Here is a 15,846-nt window from a genome sequence, read left to right on the forward strand (position 1 = left end):
AATGTTTAAGTGGATTCAACGGTTGGGCGCTGATGGCAGTGCGTTTTTTGAAAAGCTCGGTCGTGGCAACCTGTTTCTTGTGAAGACACTGACCGGTGTACCGGAAGTGCTGGCGCGGCCCAGCCTGCTGATTGCACAACTGTCGTCTGTGGGTGTGTTGTCATTTGCGCTGATTGCCATCTCCGGTATGTTCGTCGGCATGGTGCTGGCCTTGCAGGGTTACAACACGCTGGTCGATTTCGGCGCAGAAGAATCGCTGGGTGTGGTGGTGGCACTGTCGATTGTGCGCGAACTGGGCCCGGTAGTAACGGCGTTGTTGTTTGCCGGTCGTGCCGGCTCCGCACTGACAGCGGAAATCGGACTGATGAAAGCGACCGAGCAGCTGTCGGGTATGGAAATGATGGCAGTAGACCCCCTGCACCGGGTCATAGCACCACGTTTCCTTGCAGGTGTAATTTCCATGCCTTTGCTGGCAGCGGTTTTCAGCGCTGTAGGCATCTGGGGTGGATATTTTGTCGGTGTCGGGCTACTGGGGGTCGATGAGGGCGCCTACTGGTCACAGATGCAGGACAAGGTGGACTTTTTCGATGACATTCTGAACGGTGTGATCAAGAGTGTTGTTTTTGGTGTGGTCACAACCTGGATTGCCGTGTTCGAGGGTTATGACGCAATACCGACTTCAGAAGGCGTCAGCCGCGCCACCACACGTACCGTTGTGCATTCGGCCTTTGCTGTGCTTGGGCTGGATTTTGTATTAACCGCATTAATGTTCGGAGATAGCTGAGCATGAAACAGACCAAAACAACAGAAATGCTGGTGGGAATGTTTGTCGCAGCCGGTATAGCGGCTTTATTTGTACTGGCGATGCAAGTCAGTAATCTCAGCAGTTTTACCGAGGACGGAACCTACACCCTGACAGCACGCTTCGATAATATCGGTGGGCTCAAGGTGCGTTCAGCCGTAAAAGCCGCCGGTGTGCTGGTGGGGCGGGTGGGAAGTGTGGACTTCGATAACGACAGCCAGGTCGCCGTGGTGAAGCTGCATATCAACCAGCGCTACAACCGTTTCAGTGATGACACTTCGGCGAGTATTTTCACAGCCGGCTTGCTGGGTGAGCAGTACATCGGTCTTGAATCCGGTGGTTCCGATGAGTACCTGGCGGATGGTTCCGAAATCGACGAGGGACTGACCCAGTCCGCGATTGTGCTGGAAAAACTGATCAGCAAATTTGTCATGGACAAGGCGAGCGGCAAGTAGGCGTGACCACTAACCCGCCAACCATACAACCAGGTCGTGATGGACGGCTTGAAGTCCATGGCGAGTTGAGTTTCGACTCGGTACCCGGTCTGTGGCGCGACTGTCGGGAAACCTGCGTCGCCGGTGATGATGTCGATATCGATCTTGGACAGGTGCAGCGCTCTGACAGCGCCGGACTGGCGTTGCTGATCGAGTGGTTACGTGAGGCCCAGCGCAGCGGCGCCCGGTTGCGTTTCTTCAATATTCCACCACAAATGCTGGAAATGGCCCGTGCCAGTGGCCTGGACCGGATTCTGCCCCTGCACAGGGATTAGACAATCAAGGCCGGCAGGTCGCTACCGCAGGCTTTACAGGGAAGAGACCCCGCCGGACTTATAGTATGATCTGACATCTGAAGTGTTAAGGATGAGTGGAATCATGCAGGCAGACGAACTGAAAAAAATCATCGAAGATGGCATTCCTTCGGCACAGGTCACAGTGCAGGGCGATGGCGATCATTTTGAGGCGACAATTGTCAGCCCTGAATTCGAGGGCAGGAACAAGGTACAGCAACACCAGATAGTCTATGCGGCGCTGGGCGACCTGATGCAGGGTGCCGTACATGCGTTGTCATTCCGTACCTTCACGCCGGAAGACTGGAGCAAACAGCTCTGATCCGGTAACACACTGACACTCTAACCCCAGGTCCGACCCATGTCTGAACAGCTGACCATCGCCCTGTCCAAGGGACGTATTTTCAAGGAAACCCTGCCGCTGCTGGCGCACGCCGGTATTGAGCCGGTCGATGATCCGGAGACCAGCCGCAAGCTGATTCTCGATACCAACCAGGACGACGTAAAACTGGTGATTATCCGTGCCTCGGATGTGCCGACCTACGTGCAATACGGTGCTGCTGACCTGGGTGTTGCCGGCAAGGATGTGTTGATGGAACACGGTGGTGCAGGATTGTACGAACCACTCGATCTGCGCATTGCACGTTGCCGGCTGATGGTGGCCGGTCGTGAAGCCTGGAAACCGCAGTCACGCCGTTTGCGTATCGCCAGCAAGTACGTCAACAGCACACGCCGGTACTTTGCTGAACAGGGCCAGCAGGTGGAGATCATCAAGCTGTATGGCTCCATGGAACTGGCACCGCTGGTCGGGTTGTCAGACCTGATCGTCGATGTGGTGGATACAGGCAATACGCTCAAGGCCAATGGCCTGAAACCGCTCGATCACATTGCGGATATCAGCTCACGGCTGGTAGTCAACAAGGCTTCCATGAAGCGTAAACACACACGAGTGCAGGCATTCATCGAACGGGTATCCGAAGCGGTAGAACGACAGCAGGCGGCTTGACCATGACAGATATCAAACGACTCGACAGCCGTGAGGACGATTTTTATGCCGCACTCGACCAGGTGCTGGCCTGGGAAGCTTCCGCCGACGAAGCAGTAGAAAGCACTGTGCGCGAAATTATTGTGGCCATCCGCCAGCGTGGTGATGCGGCCCTGCTGGAATACACCACACAATTTGATTGCTTGCAGGCTGACAGTGTTGCGGAACTGGAAATTTCTACCGACCGTCTGAGACAGGCGCTGGCCACTATTCCCGCTGATCAGCGCGAGGCACTGGAACATGCTGCCACGCGCGTGCGCGCCTATGCCGAACAACAGAAAATGGATTCCTGGTCTTATACCGAAGACGACGGCACGGTACTGGGGCAGCAGGTAACGCCACTGGATCGGGCCGGGCTGTATGTGCCGGGTGGCAAGGCCACCTACCCGTCATCCGTGTTGATGAATGCTGTGCCGGCAAAAGTGGCCGGCGTGAATGAATTGGTTATGGTGGTGCCGACGCCGGATGGTGTGATTAATGAGCTGGTGCTGGCAGCTGCGGCTGTGGCAGGTGTTGACCGGGTGTTTTCAATTGGCGGTGCGCAGGCCGTGGCGGCGCTTGCCTATGGCACGGAAACCATCCCGGGAGTCGACAAGATTGTCGGCCCGGGTAATATTTACGTTGCCACAGCCAAGAGTATGGTATTCGGTCAGGTCGGTATCGATATGATTGCCGGTCCGTCAGAGATCCTGGTGGTGTGCGACGGCAAGACGAATCCTGACTGGATTGCCATGGACCTGTTTTCGCAAGCCGAGCACGACGAGGATGCGCAGTCCATCCTGGTCAGTCCGGATGGAGTATTTCTCGATCGGGTCGCAGCCAGCATCGAAAAACTGCTGCCTGATATGCAGCGCAAGGACATTATCCGTCAGTCTCTGCAGGGGCGCGGTGCACTAATCAAGGTAAAGGACCTGGCAGAGGCTGTCGAAGTTGCCAACCACATAGCACCCGAACACCTGGAGCTCTCCGTTGAAGACCCGCAGAGTATGGCGAAACGTATTCGTCATGCAGGCGCAATCTTTATGGGCCGCTACACGGCCGAGGCGCTGGGTGATTACTGTGCCGGTCCAAACCACGTGTTGCCGACCTCGCGCACCGCGCGCTTTTCCTCACCGCTGGGTGTGTATGATTTCCAGAAACGCTCCAGCATTATTCATTGCTCGGCAAAGGGCGCAAATGACCTGGGACGTACGGCATCAACGCTGGCCCGTGGTGAAGGACTGGAGGCGCACGCCCGCTCGGCAGAATACCGGGTGATGAAAGACGCATGAGCGCCAGGCTTAAATCACCACAGTTCTGGATACGCCCCGAAATCCAGGCGTTAAAGGCCTACCATGTACCTGACCCCGGCGACAGCATCAAGCTGGACGCCATGGAGAACCCCTATACCTGGCCGGAGCCGCTTGTCGATGAATGGCTCGAAGTCCTGCGTGATGTCGAACTGAACCGTTACCCGGATCCTGGCGCGCGTGCGCTGACCGAACGCCTGCGCGAAGCCATGCAGGTGCCGGACAATGCACAGATCGTGCTGGGTAATGGCTCTGACGAGCTGATCCAGATGCTCGCGCTGGCCGTGGCACAGCCGGATCGCGTGATCCTGTCGCCGGACCCGACCTTCGTTATGTACCGGATGATCGCGGACGTAGCGGGTCTGTGTTACGAGAGTGTAGCGCTGGCAGACGACTTTTCGCTGGACCTCGATGCCATGTTGCACGCCATTGATCTGCACCAGCCTGCCATTGTGTTTCTGGCCTATCCCAATAACCCGACCGGCACGCTTTTCGACCATGCTGCCATCGAATCCATAATTGAACATTCCCCGGGCCTGGTGGTGGTCGACGAGGCCTATGCGCCGTTTACAGACGCCAGCTTTATGCCAAGGCTTGATGAATTTCCCAACCTGCTGGTGTTGCGCACGGTATCCAAAATGGGCCTTGCCGGTCTGCGCCTTGGCCTGCTGGCCGGTTCGCGGGAATGGCTGAACGAAATCAACAAGACACGGTTGCCTTACAACATCAATGTACTGACCCAGGCCAGTGCCATGTTTGCGCTGGAGCACAAGGCGATGCTGGATGAGCAGGCCGGTTTGATCCGCAAGGAACGCCGCCGGATGCTCGATGTACTGTCAGCATTCGAAGAGCTGACGGTGTATCCGAGCGAGGCAAACTTTGTGCTGTTTCGTGTCGCGAAGGGTACGGCCGACGCCGTGTTCGGTGCGTTGTGCGAACAGGGTGTTTTGATCAAGAACCTGAATCCTGCCGGTGGCCGCATGCAGGATTGCCTGCGTGTGACCGTCGGTACAGCGGATGAAAATACCCGTTTTCTCGCTGCACTGGAAAAGGCACTGGGTGTATCGGGCTAGGCACGCCCTTGACGCGGTGCAATCTGTAGCTGTTCTACTTTCCCCACCGCGACATTATGGCCAGGTTCCCGACTGGCTTTTTGTGGTGCCAGTATGGTGTCGCGCGGCGGGTGCTGGTCGTCAGGTTTCGGATAGTCAAGCGTGTAGTGCAGACCGCGGCTTTCCTTGCGCATCTGGGCCGAGCGGATAATCAGTTCGGCGACCTGCACCAGGTTGCGCAGTTCCAGCAGGTCGTTGGTGACGCGGAAGTTACCGTAGTATTCCTCGATTTCAAGCTGCAGTGTGGCGACACGGCGCAGTGCGCGTTCTAGCCGTTTGTCGGTACGTACGATGCCGACGTAGTCCCACATGAAGCGGCGCAATTCATCCCAGTTATGGCTGACCACCACCTCCTCGTCGGAATCAGTGACTTTTGATTCATCCCACTCCGGCAGTTCGGGCGGCATCGGGTGGTTTGCAAGCCTTGCCTCGATATCCGCTGCGGCTGAGGTCGCGAATACCAGGCATTCCAGCAACGAGTTACTGGCCATGCGATTGGCGCCGTGCAGACCGGTACAGGCCGACTCGCCGACCACGTACAGGTTTTCGACGTCGCTGTGCCCCTTCATGTCGGTGGGGATGCCACCACAGGTGTAGTGGGCGGCCGGCACGACCGGGATAGGTTCGCGGGTGATGTCGATACCCAGTTCCAGGCAACGTTGTTGCACGGTAGGGAAGTGCTTGTGGATAAACTTTGCAGACTTGTGCGAGATATCCAGCAGTACGTGATCAATACCAAGGCGTTTCATCTCGTGGTCGATGGCACGCGCCACGATATCGCGTGGCGCCAGTTCGCAGCGTGTATCGAAACGTTGCATGAAAGGCTTGCCATCCGGCAGCAACAGTTTCCCGCCTTCACCGCGCACCGCTTCGGTGATCAGGAATGACTTGGCTTGCGGGTGGTACAGGCAGGTCGGGTGAAACTGGTTGAATTCCATGTTTGCCACCCGGCAGCCGGCGCGCCAGGCCATGGCGATACCGTCACCGGTGGAGGTGTCGGGGTTGCTGGTATACAGGTACACCTTACTGGCGCCGCCGGTCGCCAGGGTGACACATTTGGCCCGGAATACCTCGACGCGGCCGCTGCTGCGATCCAGTACGTAGGCCCCAAGGCAGCGGTTGGATGCTTCGCCGATACGCTCCGCCGTAATCAGATCCACGGCAATATGCTGTTCAAACAGGTCAATATTGTCGCGCGCTCTTACGGCCTCGATGAGGCTGGTTTCCACGGCCTTGCCGGTCGCGTCGGCGGCATGGATGATGCGGCGGTGCTGGTGGCCGCCTTCTCGTGTCAGGTGGAAGCCGTTCTCCGGGCTGCTATGTTCGCGGGTGAACGCCACGCCCATATCGACCAGCCACTGTACGGCTTCCGGCCCGCTTTCGACGGTAAACCGCACCACGTCGGGGTCGCACAGGCCGGCACCGGCATCCATGGTGTCCTGTACATGCGATTCGATGGAATCGCGCTGATCCAGCACGGCAGAAATCCCGCCCTGCGCGTACCAGGTATTGCCCTCCTGCACCGGACCTTTCGACAGCACGGCCACACGTACAGGGACGGGCAGGCGCAGCGCCAACGTCAGGCCGGCGGCCCCGCTGCCGATAATAAGGACATCATACTGGTGCTGGGTATGCATGGACGGTGGTCGCCTGTGCCGGAATCGGGTATGGTTGCCCAGGTTAACTCATTCAGATTAAAGCGCTTTGCACAGTTATTTTACCCCAAGCCCCGGTTTCTGGCGAACTCTTGTGAATTTCTCCGGTCTACAGCAGCCATGCATGCTATCCAGGAAAAAGAGAGGGTAGCCCGAATGGGCGACAAAAACCTCGACCAGGAACTGGTCAAACGGGTGCAGAACGGCGAAAAAGCGGCGTTCGACATCCTGGTGCGCAAATACGAGCACAAACTCGCCAATGTGATCGGCCGCTATATCCGTGATCCCAGTGAGGTGCTCGATGTGGCGCAGGAATCTTTCATCAAGGCCTACCGCGCGCTGCCGAACTTCCGTGGCGACAGCGCTTTTTATACCTGGCTTTACCGCATAGCGATCAATACGGCAAAGAACCACCTGGTGGCTTCCAACCGCAGACCGCCGAATGATGATATCGATGCCCAGGATGCGGAACAATTCGAGTCGGGTACGGGTCTTAAGGAGTACGCTACACCGGAGCGCATGGCATTACAAAGTGAGTTGGCCAGTACGATCCAGGCCGCCATCGATGACTTGCCGGAGGAGTTGCGTACCGCGATCGTGCTGCGTGAACTGGATGGTCTGAGTTATGAAGAGATTGCCTCTGCCATGGATTGTCCGATTGGCACGGTTCGATCAAGAATTTTCAGGGCGCGCGATGCCATCGATACACGTATCCGTCCCCTGCTGACTGACAAAGATACAGGTGAAGAACGATGAACGACGAAATCCGCGAGCAACTGTCTGCACTGGCCGATGATGAGCTGAACGAGCTGGAGCGTCCCCTGTTGCTGGGACGGATGCAGCGTGACAGCCTGCTTCGTGAATGCCTTGGACGTTACCAGTTGATTGGTGAAGTGATGCGTGGTGCCGGTGCTTCGGCCGGACTGGGTGTCGCAAAGCGGGTTCAGCAGGCGATGGAAAGTGATACGCCGATGAAGGCGCCACACAAGACGTATTGGTGGAAGCCGTTTGCAGGCCTTGCGGTAGCGGCTTCGGTCGCGCTGGTTGCTGTGCTGGCGGTAACGACAGTACGTAACGATGATGCCGGCGAACCCGTGGTAGCGGTAACAGAGACGACACCGGATACAACGCTGGCCAGTGAGGATCCGCAGTTGCGCTGGAATCGTATCGAACCCCAGGTTGAAAAACGCCTGTCGGGCTATCTGGTCAACCATAGCGAGTATGCAGCCAGCCGCGGTTTTCAGGGTGTTATGCCCTATGCGCGCGTCGTATCTGACACCCATCCGTGATGAAGCGAATACCTGTCGCTTACCTGACAGTTCTTTTTGCAGCCCTTGTCGGAACAACACCGGCAAGGGCTGATTCAGATGCGCGTGACTTGCTTGAACGCATGTCCATGGCGGCCCGCACCCTGAATTATTCAGGGACTTTTGTTTACCAGCATCAGGGGCAACTGGATGCCATGCGCATCATTCACTCGGGGGAAAGCGGTGGTGAGCGCGAACGCCTGATGTCTCTGACCGGGCCCAAGCGTGAAATATTGCGCGATAATCAGGTTGTCACCTGTATCCTGGGTGACAGCGAGTCGGTTTACGTGAATCGCAGCCGGCCACGTTCTCCATTTCCCGCCAGTTTCCCCAAGAGCCTCGCGGGGCTCGAGCAACTTTACAGTTTCAGGCTGGGCAGCGAGGACCGTGTTGCCGGTCTGATGTGTCGTATGATTGAGATCAGGCCACGCGACACCTATCGCTATGGCAGGCGGCTTTGTGTGCATGGCGATAGCTATATGATGCTGAGGTCTGAACTCACGGATTTTCAAAGTGACACGATCGAACAGATGATGTTCACTTCGGTAAACTTTCCGGAACATATCAGTGAGAAAGAGCTTCTGCCCGATCTCAGTGGCGCAGATTATACCTGGAAGCTTGAGCCGGAGGTCGCGCAGGCAGAACCCGGCAGCGACGAAAATGATACGCGCTGGGAAGTGATCCAGGTGCCGGAGGGTTTTGTACTGACCGATCATAACTGGCACCAGCTGTCTGCCCATGACCCGGGTGTAGAACACTGGGTATACAGTGATGGCCTTGCCAGCGTTTCGGTCTATATTGAAAAGGCTCCCCGTGAACACGGCAGTTACCAGGGAGTCACACACCGTGGTGCACTCAATGCCTATGGCACGATGATTGAGGGGCACTACGTTACCGTTGTGGGAGAAGTGCCGATGAAAACCGTCGAATTAATCGGTAATTCGGTACAAATCCGCTAACCCGTTATGCTGGAAGAAACAGCCCGTGTTGTTAATGTTGATCACGACGCCATCTGGGTGGAGACGCAGCGTCGCTCGACCTGTGGTTCCTGTGCGGCCAGCAAGGGATGTGGGACAGCGGCGATTTCCCGCGTAGTGGGTAACCGGCGCAGCCTGGTCAGGGTTCTTGCCAGCATGCCGCTGAAGATCGGGGATGAAGTCATTATCGGAATTCGTGAGCGGGCCCTCGTTAAGGGCTCATTGGCCGTCTATGCCGTTCCGATCATTCTGCTTTTGCTGGGTGCTCTGCTCGGTGAGTTAGGCGCACAACGCTTTCTGTGGCAAAGTGCCGAAGCGGGGAGCCTTGTGCTGGGTATTTCGGGGTTTGTAGCCGGGCTGTTCTGGTTGAGGCGGTTTACCCGTCATATTCGCCATGATGCGGATTACCAGCCGGTCGTGTTACGCAAGCTGTCCGGGCATCCGGACATTAAAATTACGACACAGTGATTCAGGAGTAACTATGTCTTTGTTGAAGAGAGCGGGATCGGTTTTTGTTCTGGTATTGGCGTTTGCCGGCAGTTTGCAGGCAGGCGAGTTGCCGGACTTTACCGATCTGGTGGAAAACGCCAGTAAGGCTGTGGTCAACATCAGCACCACGCAGAAAGTGAAATCGGGTGGTATGCAGTTGCCGGAAGGTATCGAGATTCCCAACCTGCCCGAGGATTCCCCGTTTAATGACCTGTTCAAACATTTCTTTGGCGAGCAGGGCGGTAGTGGCGGTGGTGCACCACCCCCTCCAAGAGAAGCCAAGTCGCTCGGCTCGGGTTTCATTATTTCGAAAGACGGTTATGTGCTGACCAACAACCACGTGGTCAAGGACGCGGATGAAGTCATTGTCAGGCTGGCTGACCGTCGTGAACTCAAGGCCGAGGTGGTCGGAACCGATGATCGCAGTGATGTCGCGCTGCTGAAGATCGATGCCGAGAATCTGCCAGTAGCGAAAATCGGCAAGTCGGAGGAGCTGAAAGTCGGCAAGTGGGTACTGGCCATCGGTTCGCCGTTTGGTTTTGATTACTCTGCAACAGCCGGAATCGTCAGCGCCCTGGGCCGTGCATTGCCGCGTGAGAATTACGTACCGTTTATCCAGACCGATGTGGCGATCAACCCGGGTAATTCAGGTGGGCCGTTGTTTAACCTCGATGGTGAAGTGGTCGGTGTCAATTCACAGATATACAGTCGTACCGGCGGTTATATGGGGCTGTCGTTCTCCATCCCGATTGAAGTCGCCATGGATGTGGCCAACCAGCTCAAGGAGCACGGCAAGGTCAGTCGCGGCTGGCTGGGCGTTCTGATACAGGACGTCACGCTGGACCTGGCCGAGTCATTTGGTATGAGCAAGCCGCAGGGCGCGCTGATTGCCAAGGTAATGCCGGACAGCCCGGCTCAGGAGGCAGGCCTCCAGGTCGGTGATGTTGTGCTGGCATTCAACGGCAAGGAAATCGATCGTTCATCGAGTCTGCCACCTGTGGTCGGCAGTACACCGGTAGGCAAGCGTGTACCGATCAAGGTGATGCGTGACAAACGTACCCAGACGTTGTGGATCAAGCTTGGTGAACTGCCCGACAAGGACAAGAAGGTTGCCAAGGCGGCCGAGAGCAAGGTGGCCAGCGACAACCGCCTGGGTGTCCAGGTCGCTGATCTGACCGCCGACCAGCGTAAAGAGCTGGACCTGGAAGGTGGTGTGCTGGTGGACGGCATTGGTGAAGGTCCGGCAGCCGATGCAGGCGTTCGCCAGGGTGACATTATCGTGCGCATCAACAGCACCACCATCAAGGATGTCGAGCAGTTCGAGAAGGTGATCAAGGAATTGCCTGCCGGTAAATCAGTTCCGGTGCTGGTCCAGCGGCGTGGTGGCCCGATTTTCCTCGCCCTCAAGGTGCCCAGGGACGATTGACCCGGGTGCCTGAAAGACCGACGCTGACGCTGTATTACCGCGAAGGCTGTCACTTGTGTGAAACCATGTTGCAGGCCCTTCGGGGCCTGCAATTACGTCCGGGGTTTGACATCCGCCTGGTCGATATCGACCGTGATCCTGACCTGCGCCGACGCTATGATGAGTGGGTGCCGGTGCTGCTGGGCGGGGATCAGGAGATATGCCATTACCACCTTGACCAGGCGGCGCTGGAAGCTTTTCTGAACGTGCGCCACAGTGGGGTGTCCCGGGAATAGCGTGTATACTGTCGCCCTCGAGAGTGACTCACTGTCCAGACTTTTCCGGATGGCGCCGTTTTGGCGCCATTCTGCTTTATAAATCAGGTTGTTAAACGTGCCCACGAAACCCGTAGACAGGGATGAAAATGACTGACCTGTCCCACATTCGAAATTTTTCCATCATTGCGCATATCGACCACGGTAAATCCACGCTGGCGGATCGCTTCATCCAGCGTTGTGGTGGCCTGAGCGAGCGCGAGATGGAGGCCCAGGTGCTGGACTCCATGGACCTCGAGCGTGAACGTGGCATCACCATCAAGGCACAAAGCGTGTCCCTGCCCTACAGGGCGAAGAATGGTGTGGAGTACGTGCTGAATTTTATCGATACACCGGGGCACGTGGATTTCTCCTACGAAGTATCGCGTTCGCTGGCCGCCTGCGAAGGTGCGCTGCTGGTCGTCGATGCCGCTCAGGGTGTGGAAGCCCAGAGCGTGGCGAACTGCTATACCGCCATCGAGCAGGGACTGGAAGTGGTGCCGGTGCTCAACAAGATCGACCTGCCTTCTGCCGAGCCGGATCGCGTCAAGCAGGAAATAGAAGACATTATCGGCCTCGACGCGACGGATGCCATCGAAGTCAGTGCCAAGACCGGCCTGGGTATCGATGACCTGCTTGAGCAGTTGATTGAGCGTATCCCGCCACCGGAAGGTGACGCGGATGCGCCATTGCAGGCGCTGATCATCGACTCCTGGTTCGACAGCTATGTTGGCGTTATTTCGCTGGTGCGCGTTATGCAGGGTACGCTGCCGCGTCGTAAAAAAATTCGCATCATGTCGACCGGGCGTGACCACCCGGCCGAGAAGGTCGGTGTGTTCACGCCGCATCGCCAGGACAGGGAGCTGCTGACCGCCGGTGATGTCGGTTATGTGATTGCCGGTATCAAGGAAATAGACGGTGCGCCGGTCGGCGACACGATTACCCTGGCAGACCGTCCGGCCGGGGACGTACTGCCCGGTTTCCAGAAAGTCCAGCCGCGCGTGTTTGCGGGTCTATACCCGGTGGTCTCCGACGATTACGAGGATCTGCGCGAAGCCCTGCAGAAGTTGCGGCTTAACGATGCCTCGCTGCATTTCGAGCCGGAGACATCGACGGCTCTGGGTTTCGGTTTTCGCTGTGGCTTCCTCGGTATGCTGCACATGGAGATCATCCAGGAGCGGCTGGAACGCGAATACGACATCGACCTGATTACCACGGCGCCAACGGTTATCTACCAGGTGCTGGACACCAAAGGCGAAGTGCTGGAAATCGATAACCCGGCCAGTCTGCCGCCCGCCAACCAGATAGATGAAATTCGCGAGCCCATTATTCTGGCCAATATTCTTGTGCCGCAGGATTACCTGGGCGCGGTGATTGGCCTGTGTGTGGAAAAACGCGGCGTCCAGCGCAATATGCAGTACCTCGGTACGCAAGTATCGCTGAACTATGAATTGCCGCTCAGTGAAGTGGTGCTGGACTTTTTCGACCGGCTAAAATCCGTCAGTCGGGGTTATGCCTCTTTCGACTATACCTTCGAACGTTTCCAGGCGGCTTCGCTGGTCAAGCTTGATATACTCATCAACAGTGAGCGCGTCGATGCCCTGTCGGTGATCGTGCATCGCGAGTTTGCCAATACCCGTGGCCGCGATCTGGCTGAACGGATGAAAGAGATCATTCCCCGGCAGATGTTCGATGTTGCCATTCAGGCGGCCATTGGTTCACAGATTATTGCGCGCACCACGGTCAAGGCACTGCGCAAGAATGTCACGGCAAAATGCTACGGCGGAGATATAAGTCGCAAGCGCAAGTTGCTGGAGAAGCAGAAGGCCGGTAAAAAACGCATGAAACAATTCGGCAGGGTCGAGATTCCACAGGAAGCCTTCCTCGCCGTCCTCCAGGTAGGGAAAAAATAATATGAACTTCGATTTTCCGGCCATACTGGTCGCGGCAACTTTCATCACGGGTTTTATCTGGCTGGCAGATGCACTTGTCTGGGCGCCGAAGCGACGAAAAAAAGCCGAACAGGAAGGAGGCATAGCATTCGCAGAGCCAACTGTTGTCGAATATGCGAAGTCTTTTTTCCCGGTCATCCTCGCCGTCCTGCTGCTACGATCATTCCTGGTGGAGCCCTTCCGTATTCCATCCGGCTCCATGATGCCAACGCTGCTGGTCGGCGACTTCATCCTGGTCAATAAATATGCCTACGGTATTCGCCTGCCTGTACTGAACCGCAAGGTCGCTGATATGGGCGAGCCCGAGCGGGGTGACGTCATGGTGTTCCGTTTCCCCAGGGATCCGAGCGTTGATTACATCAAGCGCGTGGTTGGCCTGCCGGGCGATCACGTGGTCTATCGCAACAAAACCCTGTTTATCAATGACCAGAAGGTTGCGCAGATACCCGCAGGTACCTATATTGGCAAGGGCTCCGGCCTGTCGATGTCGGGTGCCAGTGTGCGTCGCGAAATACTGGGTGATGTTGAGCACGAGATCCTGGTTATGCCGCGCATCAAGGGTGTGACGGCTGACGTGGTGGTGCCCGAAGGGCACTATTTTGTCATGGGCGACAACCGGGACAACAGTAATGACAGTCGGTATTGGGGATTTGTGCCGGACCAGAACCTGGTCGGCAAGGCATTCATGATCTGGATGAACTGGGATTCTGCGGCGGGTGGTATTGCCTGGGATCGTATCGGGGACTCCATCAACTAGTCTGTGGAGAATAACGATGAGGAAATGGCATCACCAACGTGGGATGACGGCAATCGGCTGGCTGCTGGTGCTGGGTCTGATTGCATTCTTTACCCTGATTACCCTTCGCCTGGTTCCAATATATCTCGAATACTCGAAAGTCGTATCCGTCCTTGAATCACTGGCCAACGAGCCGGGTATCGGTGCCAAGCCGCGCAGCGAAATTATCAAGCTGGTCAACAAGCGCTTCGATATAAATGACGTGCGCAAGGTTTCCCCCAAACTGGTCAAGCTGAGCAAGGACAAGGGCATAACGCGGATATCCATCGACTACGAACGCCGTGAGCACCTGATGGCCAACCTCGATGTGGTCGCCAGTTTCAGCAAAGAGATCGAGGTGCCGAGTCGTTGAACCGCCCGCTGGACGGCCTGGCCCGTTCACTCGAGTATGACTTCCGGCAACCGGAATTGCTGGAAGCGGCGCTTACCCATCGAAGTGCCGGCAGTCACAATAACGAACGCCTGGAATTTCTGGGTGATGCCGCGCTCGGGTTTGTCATTGCCGAAGGGTTATACGAAAAGTTTCCCGAGGCCAGTGAAGGCCAGTTAAGCCGCCTGCGCGCCACGCTGGTCAAGCGTGAAACGCTGGCAGAGGTTGCCCGGGGTCTGGATATCGGCGACTACCTGAGACTGGGCTCCGGTGAGTTGAAAAGCGGCGGCTTTCGTCGCGACTCGATACTCGCCGATGCGCTGGAAGCCATCCTTGGCGCAATCCTGCTGGACCGCGGATACCCGCAAGTGCATGCCGCTATCCACCGGTTGTTTGCGGAAAAGATGGCCGGGTTGTCGTCCGCCGACGAGCTGAAAGATCCCAAGACCCTGCTGCAGGAGCTGCTCCAGTCCCGCAAACTCGGGCTGCCGGTTTACCATGTCCTGTCAGTGAGTGGCAAGGCGCACAAGCAACATTTTGTCGTGGAGTGCCAGGTCGCAGACCTGGATATGTCCATCAGGGGTGAGGGTAGTAACCGGCGCGGTGCAGAACAGGCCGCAGCACAAAATATGTTAAATGCGGTGGGTTCCAGTGACTGAATTTCGTAGTGGCTACGTGGCCCTGGTTGGCCGCCCCAATGTCGGCAAGTCGACCATCATGAACCACATGGTCGGTCAGAAAATCAGTATCACCTCGCGACGGCCGCAAACGACCCGTCACCGTATTCGCGGCATCAAGACCGACGACAACGCACAGATTGTTTTCGTCGATACGCCAGGCCTGCATGCCAAACAGCCGCGTGCCATGAACCGCTACCTGAACCGCGCCGCCACCGACAGTCTGAAGGATGTTGATGTCGTGGTATTTGTCGTGGAAGGCACACGCTGGCACAAGGACGACGAATGGGTGCTGGAAAAACTCAAACACGTGCCCTGCCCGGTCATTGTCGCCATTAACAAGATCGACCGCCTGGAAGACAAGGAAGCCCTGCTCCCGTTCATGCAGGAGCTGGCGGGGCGGGGTGATTTCTCCGCCATCATCCCGGTCTGTGCGCGACGCGGTGACCATCTCGATGAACTGGAAAAGGCCATTCACCAGCACCTGCCGGTGTCCGTGCCATTCTATCCCGAAGACCAGGTAACCGATCGCAGTGAGCGCTTTCTTGCGGCTGAGCTGGTGCGTGAAAAGTTGTTCCGTAAACTCGGTGAGGAAATCCCTTACGGTCTCACCGTGGAAATCGAGAGCTTCAAGGAAGAAAAGAACCTGCTGACTATCCATGCGCTCATCTGGGTCGAGAAGAACAGTCAGAAACCGATCGTGATCGGACGCAAAGGTGCGCTGCTCAAGGCTGTCGGCAAGGAAGCGCGTGAAGACATGGAAAAAACCTTTGACCGGAAAGTCTTCCTGCAACTGTGGGTGAAGGTCAAGGAAGGCTGGGCGGATAACGACCGCGCCCTGCGCAGCCTGGGGTACCAGGACAACTGAT

At 56.9% G+C, this 15,846-nt stretch carries 19 protein-coding genes; 18 read left to right on the forward strand and 1 reads right to left on the reverse strand.

Translation table 11 applies throughout. From position 1 onward, the window contains the following. Position 1 precedes the first annotated feature (1 nt). The 7 genes from mlaE to hisC all read left to right on the forward strand — a co-directional run bounded on the left by mlaE (position 2) and on the right by hisC (position 4,996). The gene (mlaE, locus tag DFR30_RS03935; RefSeq protein WP_132971432.1) at positions 2 to 784 is read left to right on the forward strand and encodes a lipid asymmetry maintenance ABC transporter permease subunit MlaE; all 783 of its coding nucleotides are present in this window, start codon (positions 2 to 4) and stop codon (positions 782 to 784) included. A 2-nt stretch (positions 785 to 786) separates the two neighbouring features. Beyond that, entirely contained in the window at positions 787 to 1,257 is a 471-nt protein-coding gene (gene mlaD, locus DFR30_RS03940) for an outer membrane lipid asymmetry maintenance protein MlaD (protein ID WP_132971433.1), read from the forward strand. Positions 1,258 to 1,259: 2 nt separating this feature from the next. Then, positions 1,260 to 1,571 (forward strand): STAS domain-containing protein, encoded by a 312-nt coding sequence (locus DFR30_RS03945; RefSeq protein WP_243640669.1) that lies wholly within the window; start codon positions 1,260 to 1,262, stop codon positions 1,569 to 1,571. Positions 1,572 to 1,662: 91 nt separating this feature from the next. Further along, a complete protein-coding gene (locus tag DFR30_RS03950; RefSeq protein WP_243640670.1) occupies positions 1,663 to 1,911 on the forward strand; it encodes a BolA family protein in 249 nt (82 codons plus the stop codon). 39 nt (positions 1,912 to 1,950) lie between these two features. Beyond that, the gene (gene hisG / locus DFR30_RS03955) at positions 1,951 to 2,595 is read left to right on the forward strand and encodes an ATP phosphoribosyltransferase (protein WP_132971434.1); all 645 of its coding nucleotides are present in this window, start codon (positions 1,951 to 1,953) and stop codon (positions 2,593 to 2,595) included. A gap of 2 nt (positions 2,596 to 2,597) precedes the next feature. After that, entirely contained in the window at positions 2,598 to 3,905 is a 1,308-nt protein-coding gene (hisD, locus tag DFR30_RS03960) for a histidinol dehydrogenase (protein ID WP_132971435.1), read from the forward strand. Next, positions 3,902 to 4,996, forward strand: coding sequence for a histidinol-phosphate transaminase (gene hisC, locus DFR30_RS03965; RefSeq protein WP_132971436.1), 1,095 nt, complete (start codon positions 3,902 to 3,904; stop codon positions 4,994 to 4,996). The genes hisD and hisC overlap by 4 nt, the downstream gene beginning before the upstream one ends. Here the strand turns inward: hisC and nadB are convergent. Then, positions 4,993 to 6,672, reverse strand: coding sequence for an L-aspartate oxidase (gene nadB / locus DFR30_RS03970; protein WP_132971437.1), 1,680 nt, complete (start codon positions 6,670 to 6,672; stop codon positions 4,993 to 4,995). The genes hisC and nadB overlap by 4 nt on opposite strands. 174 nt (positions 6,673 to 6,846) lie before the next feature. Here nadB and rpoE point away from each other — a divergent pair, with 174 nt between their 5' ends. The 11 genes from rpoE (at position 6,847) to era (ending at position 15,845) form a co-directional block, all read left to right on the forward strand. Next, positions 6,847 to 7,446, forward strand: a complete 600-nt coding sequence (gene rpoE / locus DFR30_RS03975; protein ID WP_132971438.1) for an RNA polymerase sigma factor RpoE — start codon at positions 6,847 to 6,849, stop codon at positions 7,444 to 7,446. Further along, positions 7,443 to 7,979, forward strand: coding sequence for a sigma-E factor negative regulatory protein (locus DFR30_RS03980; RefSeq protein WP_132971439.1), 537 nt, complete (start codon positions 7,443 to 7,445; stop codon positions 7,977 to 7,979). The genes rpoE and DFR30_RS03980 overlap by 4 nt, the downstream gene beginning before the upstream one ends. Next, positions 7,979 to 8,956 (forward strand): MucB/RseB C-terminal domain-containing protein, encoded by a 978-nt coding sequence (locus DFR30_RS03985; RefSeq protein WP_132971440.1) that lies wholly within the window; start codon positions 7,979 to 7,981, stop codon positions 8,954 to 8,956. Before DFR30_RS03980 ends, DFR30_RS03985 begins: the two co-directional genes overlap by 1 nt. Before the next feature lie 6 nt (positions 8,957 to 8,962). After that, positions 8,963 to 9,442 carry a SoxR reducing system RseC family protein gene (locus DFR30_RS03990; protein WP_132971441.1) on the forward strand — a complete coding sequence of 160 codons (480 nt, stop codon included), beginning with the start codon at positions 8,963 to 8,965 and terminating at the stop codon, positions 9,440 to 9,442. Positions 9,443 to 9,455: 13 nt separating this feature from the next. Beyond that, the gene (locus tag DFR30_RS03995) at positions 9,456 to 10,889 is read left to right on the forward strand and encodes a DegQ family serine endoprotease (protein ID WP_132971442.1); all 1,434 of its coding nucleotides are present in this window, start codon (positions 9,456 to 9,458) and stop codon (positions 10,887 to 10,889) included. A 5-nt stretch (positions 10,890 to 10,894) separates the two neighbouring features. Then, positions 10,895 to 11,164, forward strand: a complete 270-nt coding sequence (locus DFR30_RS04000) for a glutaredoxin family protein (protein ID WP_132971443.1) — start codon at positions 10,895 to 10,897, stop codon at positions 11,162 to 11,164. Between the two features lie 128 nt (positions 11,165 to 11,292). Further along, positions 11,293 to 13,095 carry a translation elongation factor 4 gene (gene lepA / locus DFR30_RS04005; RefSeq protein ID WP_132971444.1) on the forward strand — a complete coding sequence of 601 codons (1,803 nt, stop codon included), beginning with the start codon at positions 11,293 to 11,295 and terminating at the stop codon, positions 13,093 to 13,095. Position 13,096: 1 nt separating this feature from the next. Next, positions 13,097 to 13,891, forward strand: coding sequence for a signal peptidase I (gene lepB / locus DFR30_RS04010; RefSeq protein WP_132971445.1), 795 nt, complete (start codon positions 13,097 to 13,099; stop codon positions 13,889 to 13,891). A 16-nt stretch (positions 13,892 to 13,907) separates the two neighbouring features. After that, a complete protein-coding gene (locus DFR30_RS04015) occupies positions 13,908 to 14,282 on the forward strand; it encodes a DUF4845 domain-containing protein (protein WP_132971446.1) in 375 nt (124 codons plus the stop codon). Next, positions 14,279 to 14,959 carry a ribonuclease III gene (gene rnc / locus DFR30_RS04020; RefSeq protein ID WP_132971447.1) on the forward strand — a complete coding sequence of 227 codons (681 nt, stop codon included), beginning with the start codon at positions 14,279 to 14,281 and terminating at the stop codon, positions 14,957 to 14,959. The genes DFR30_RS04015 and rnc overlap by 4 nt, the downstream gene beginning before the upstream one ends. After that, positions 14,952 to 15,845: a GTPase Era gene (era, locus tag DFR30_RS04025; RefSeq protein ID WP_243640671.1), complete on the forward strand. Its 894-nt coding sequence runs from the start codon at positions 14,952 to 14,954 to the stop codon at positions 15,843 to 15,845. The genes rnc and era overlap by 8 nt, the downstream gene beginning before the upstream one ends. The last annotated feature ends 1 nt before the right edge of the window (position 15,846 follow it).

The sequence above is a fragment of the Thiogranum longum genome (assembly GCF_004339085.1).
Classification (GTDB): Bacteria; Pseudomonadota; Gammaproteobacteria; order DSM-19610; family DSM-19610; genus Thiogranum; species Thiogranum longum.

Excerpts from the sequence above, each read along its gene's own strand:
- mlaE (WP_132971432.1), top strand. The coding sequence starts at position 2 with ATGTTTAAGTGGATTCAACGGTTGGGCGCTGATGGCAGTGCGTTTTTT.
- mlaD (WP_132971433.1), top strand. The coding sequence starts at position 787 with ATGAAACAGACCAAAACAACAGAAATGCTGGTGGGAATGTTTGTCGCA.
- DFR30_RS03950 (WP_243640670.1), top strand. The coding sequence starts at position 1,663 with ATGAGTGGAATCATGCAGGCAGACGAACTGAAAAAAATCATCGAAGAT.
- hisG (WP_132971434.1), top strand. The coding sequence starts at position 1,951 with ATGTCTGAACAGCTGACCATCGCCCTGTCCAAGGGACGTATTTTCAAG.
- hisD (WP_132971435.1), top strand. The coding sequence starts at position 2,598 with ATGACAGATATCAAACGACTCGACAGCCGTGAGGACGATTTTTATGCC.
- hisC (WP_132971436.1), top strand. The coding sequence starts at position 3,902 with ATGAGCGCCAGGCTTAAATCACCACAGTTCTGGATACGCCCCGAAATC.
- nadB (WP_132971437.1), bottom strand. The coding sequence starts at position 6,672 with ATGCATACCCAGCACCAGTATGATGTCCTTATTATCGGCAGCGGGGCC.
- rpoE (WP_132971438.1), top strand. The coding sequence starts at position 6,847 with ATGGGCGACAAAAACCTCGACCAGGAACTGGTCAAACGGGTGCAGAAC.
- DFR30_RS03980 (WP_132971439.1), top strand. The coding sequence starts at position 7,443 with ATGAACGACGAAATCCGCGAGCAACTGTCTGCACTGGCCGATGATGAG.
- DFR30_RS03985 (WP_132971440.1), top strand. The coding sequence starts at position 7,979 with ATGAAGCGAATACCTGTCGCTTACCTGACAGTTCTTTTTGCAGCCCTT.
- DFR30_RS03990 (WP_132971441.1), top strand. The coding sequence starts at position 8,963 with ATGCTGGAAGAAACAGCCCGTGTTGTTAATGTTGATCACGACGCCATC.
- DFR30_RS03995 (WP_132971442.1), top strand. The coding sequence starts at position 9,456 with ATGTCTTTGTTGAAGAGAGCGGGATCGGTTTTTGTTCTGGTATTGGCG.
- lepA (WP_132971444.1), top strand. The coding sequence starts at position 11,293 with ATGACTGACCTGTCCCACATTCGAAATTTTTCCATCATTGCGCATATC.
- lepB (WP_132971445.1), top strand. The coding sequence starts at position 13,097 with ATGAACTTCGATTTTCCGGCCATACTGGTCGCGGCAACTTTCATCACG.
- DFR30_RS04015 (WP_132971446.1), top strand. The coding sequence starts at position 13,908 with ATGAGGAAATGGCATCACCAACGTGGGATGACGGCAATCGGCTGGCTG.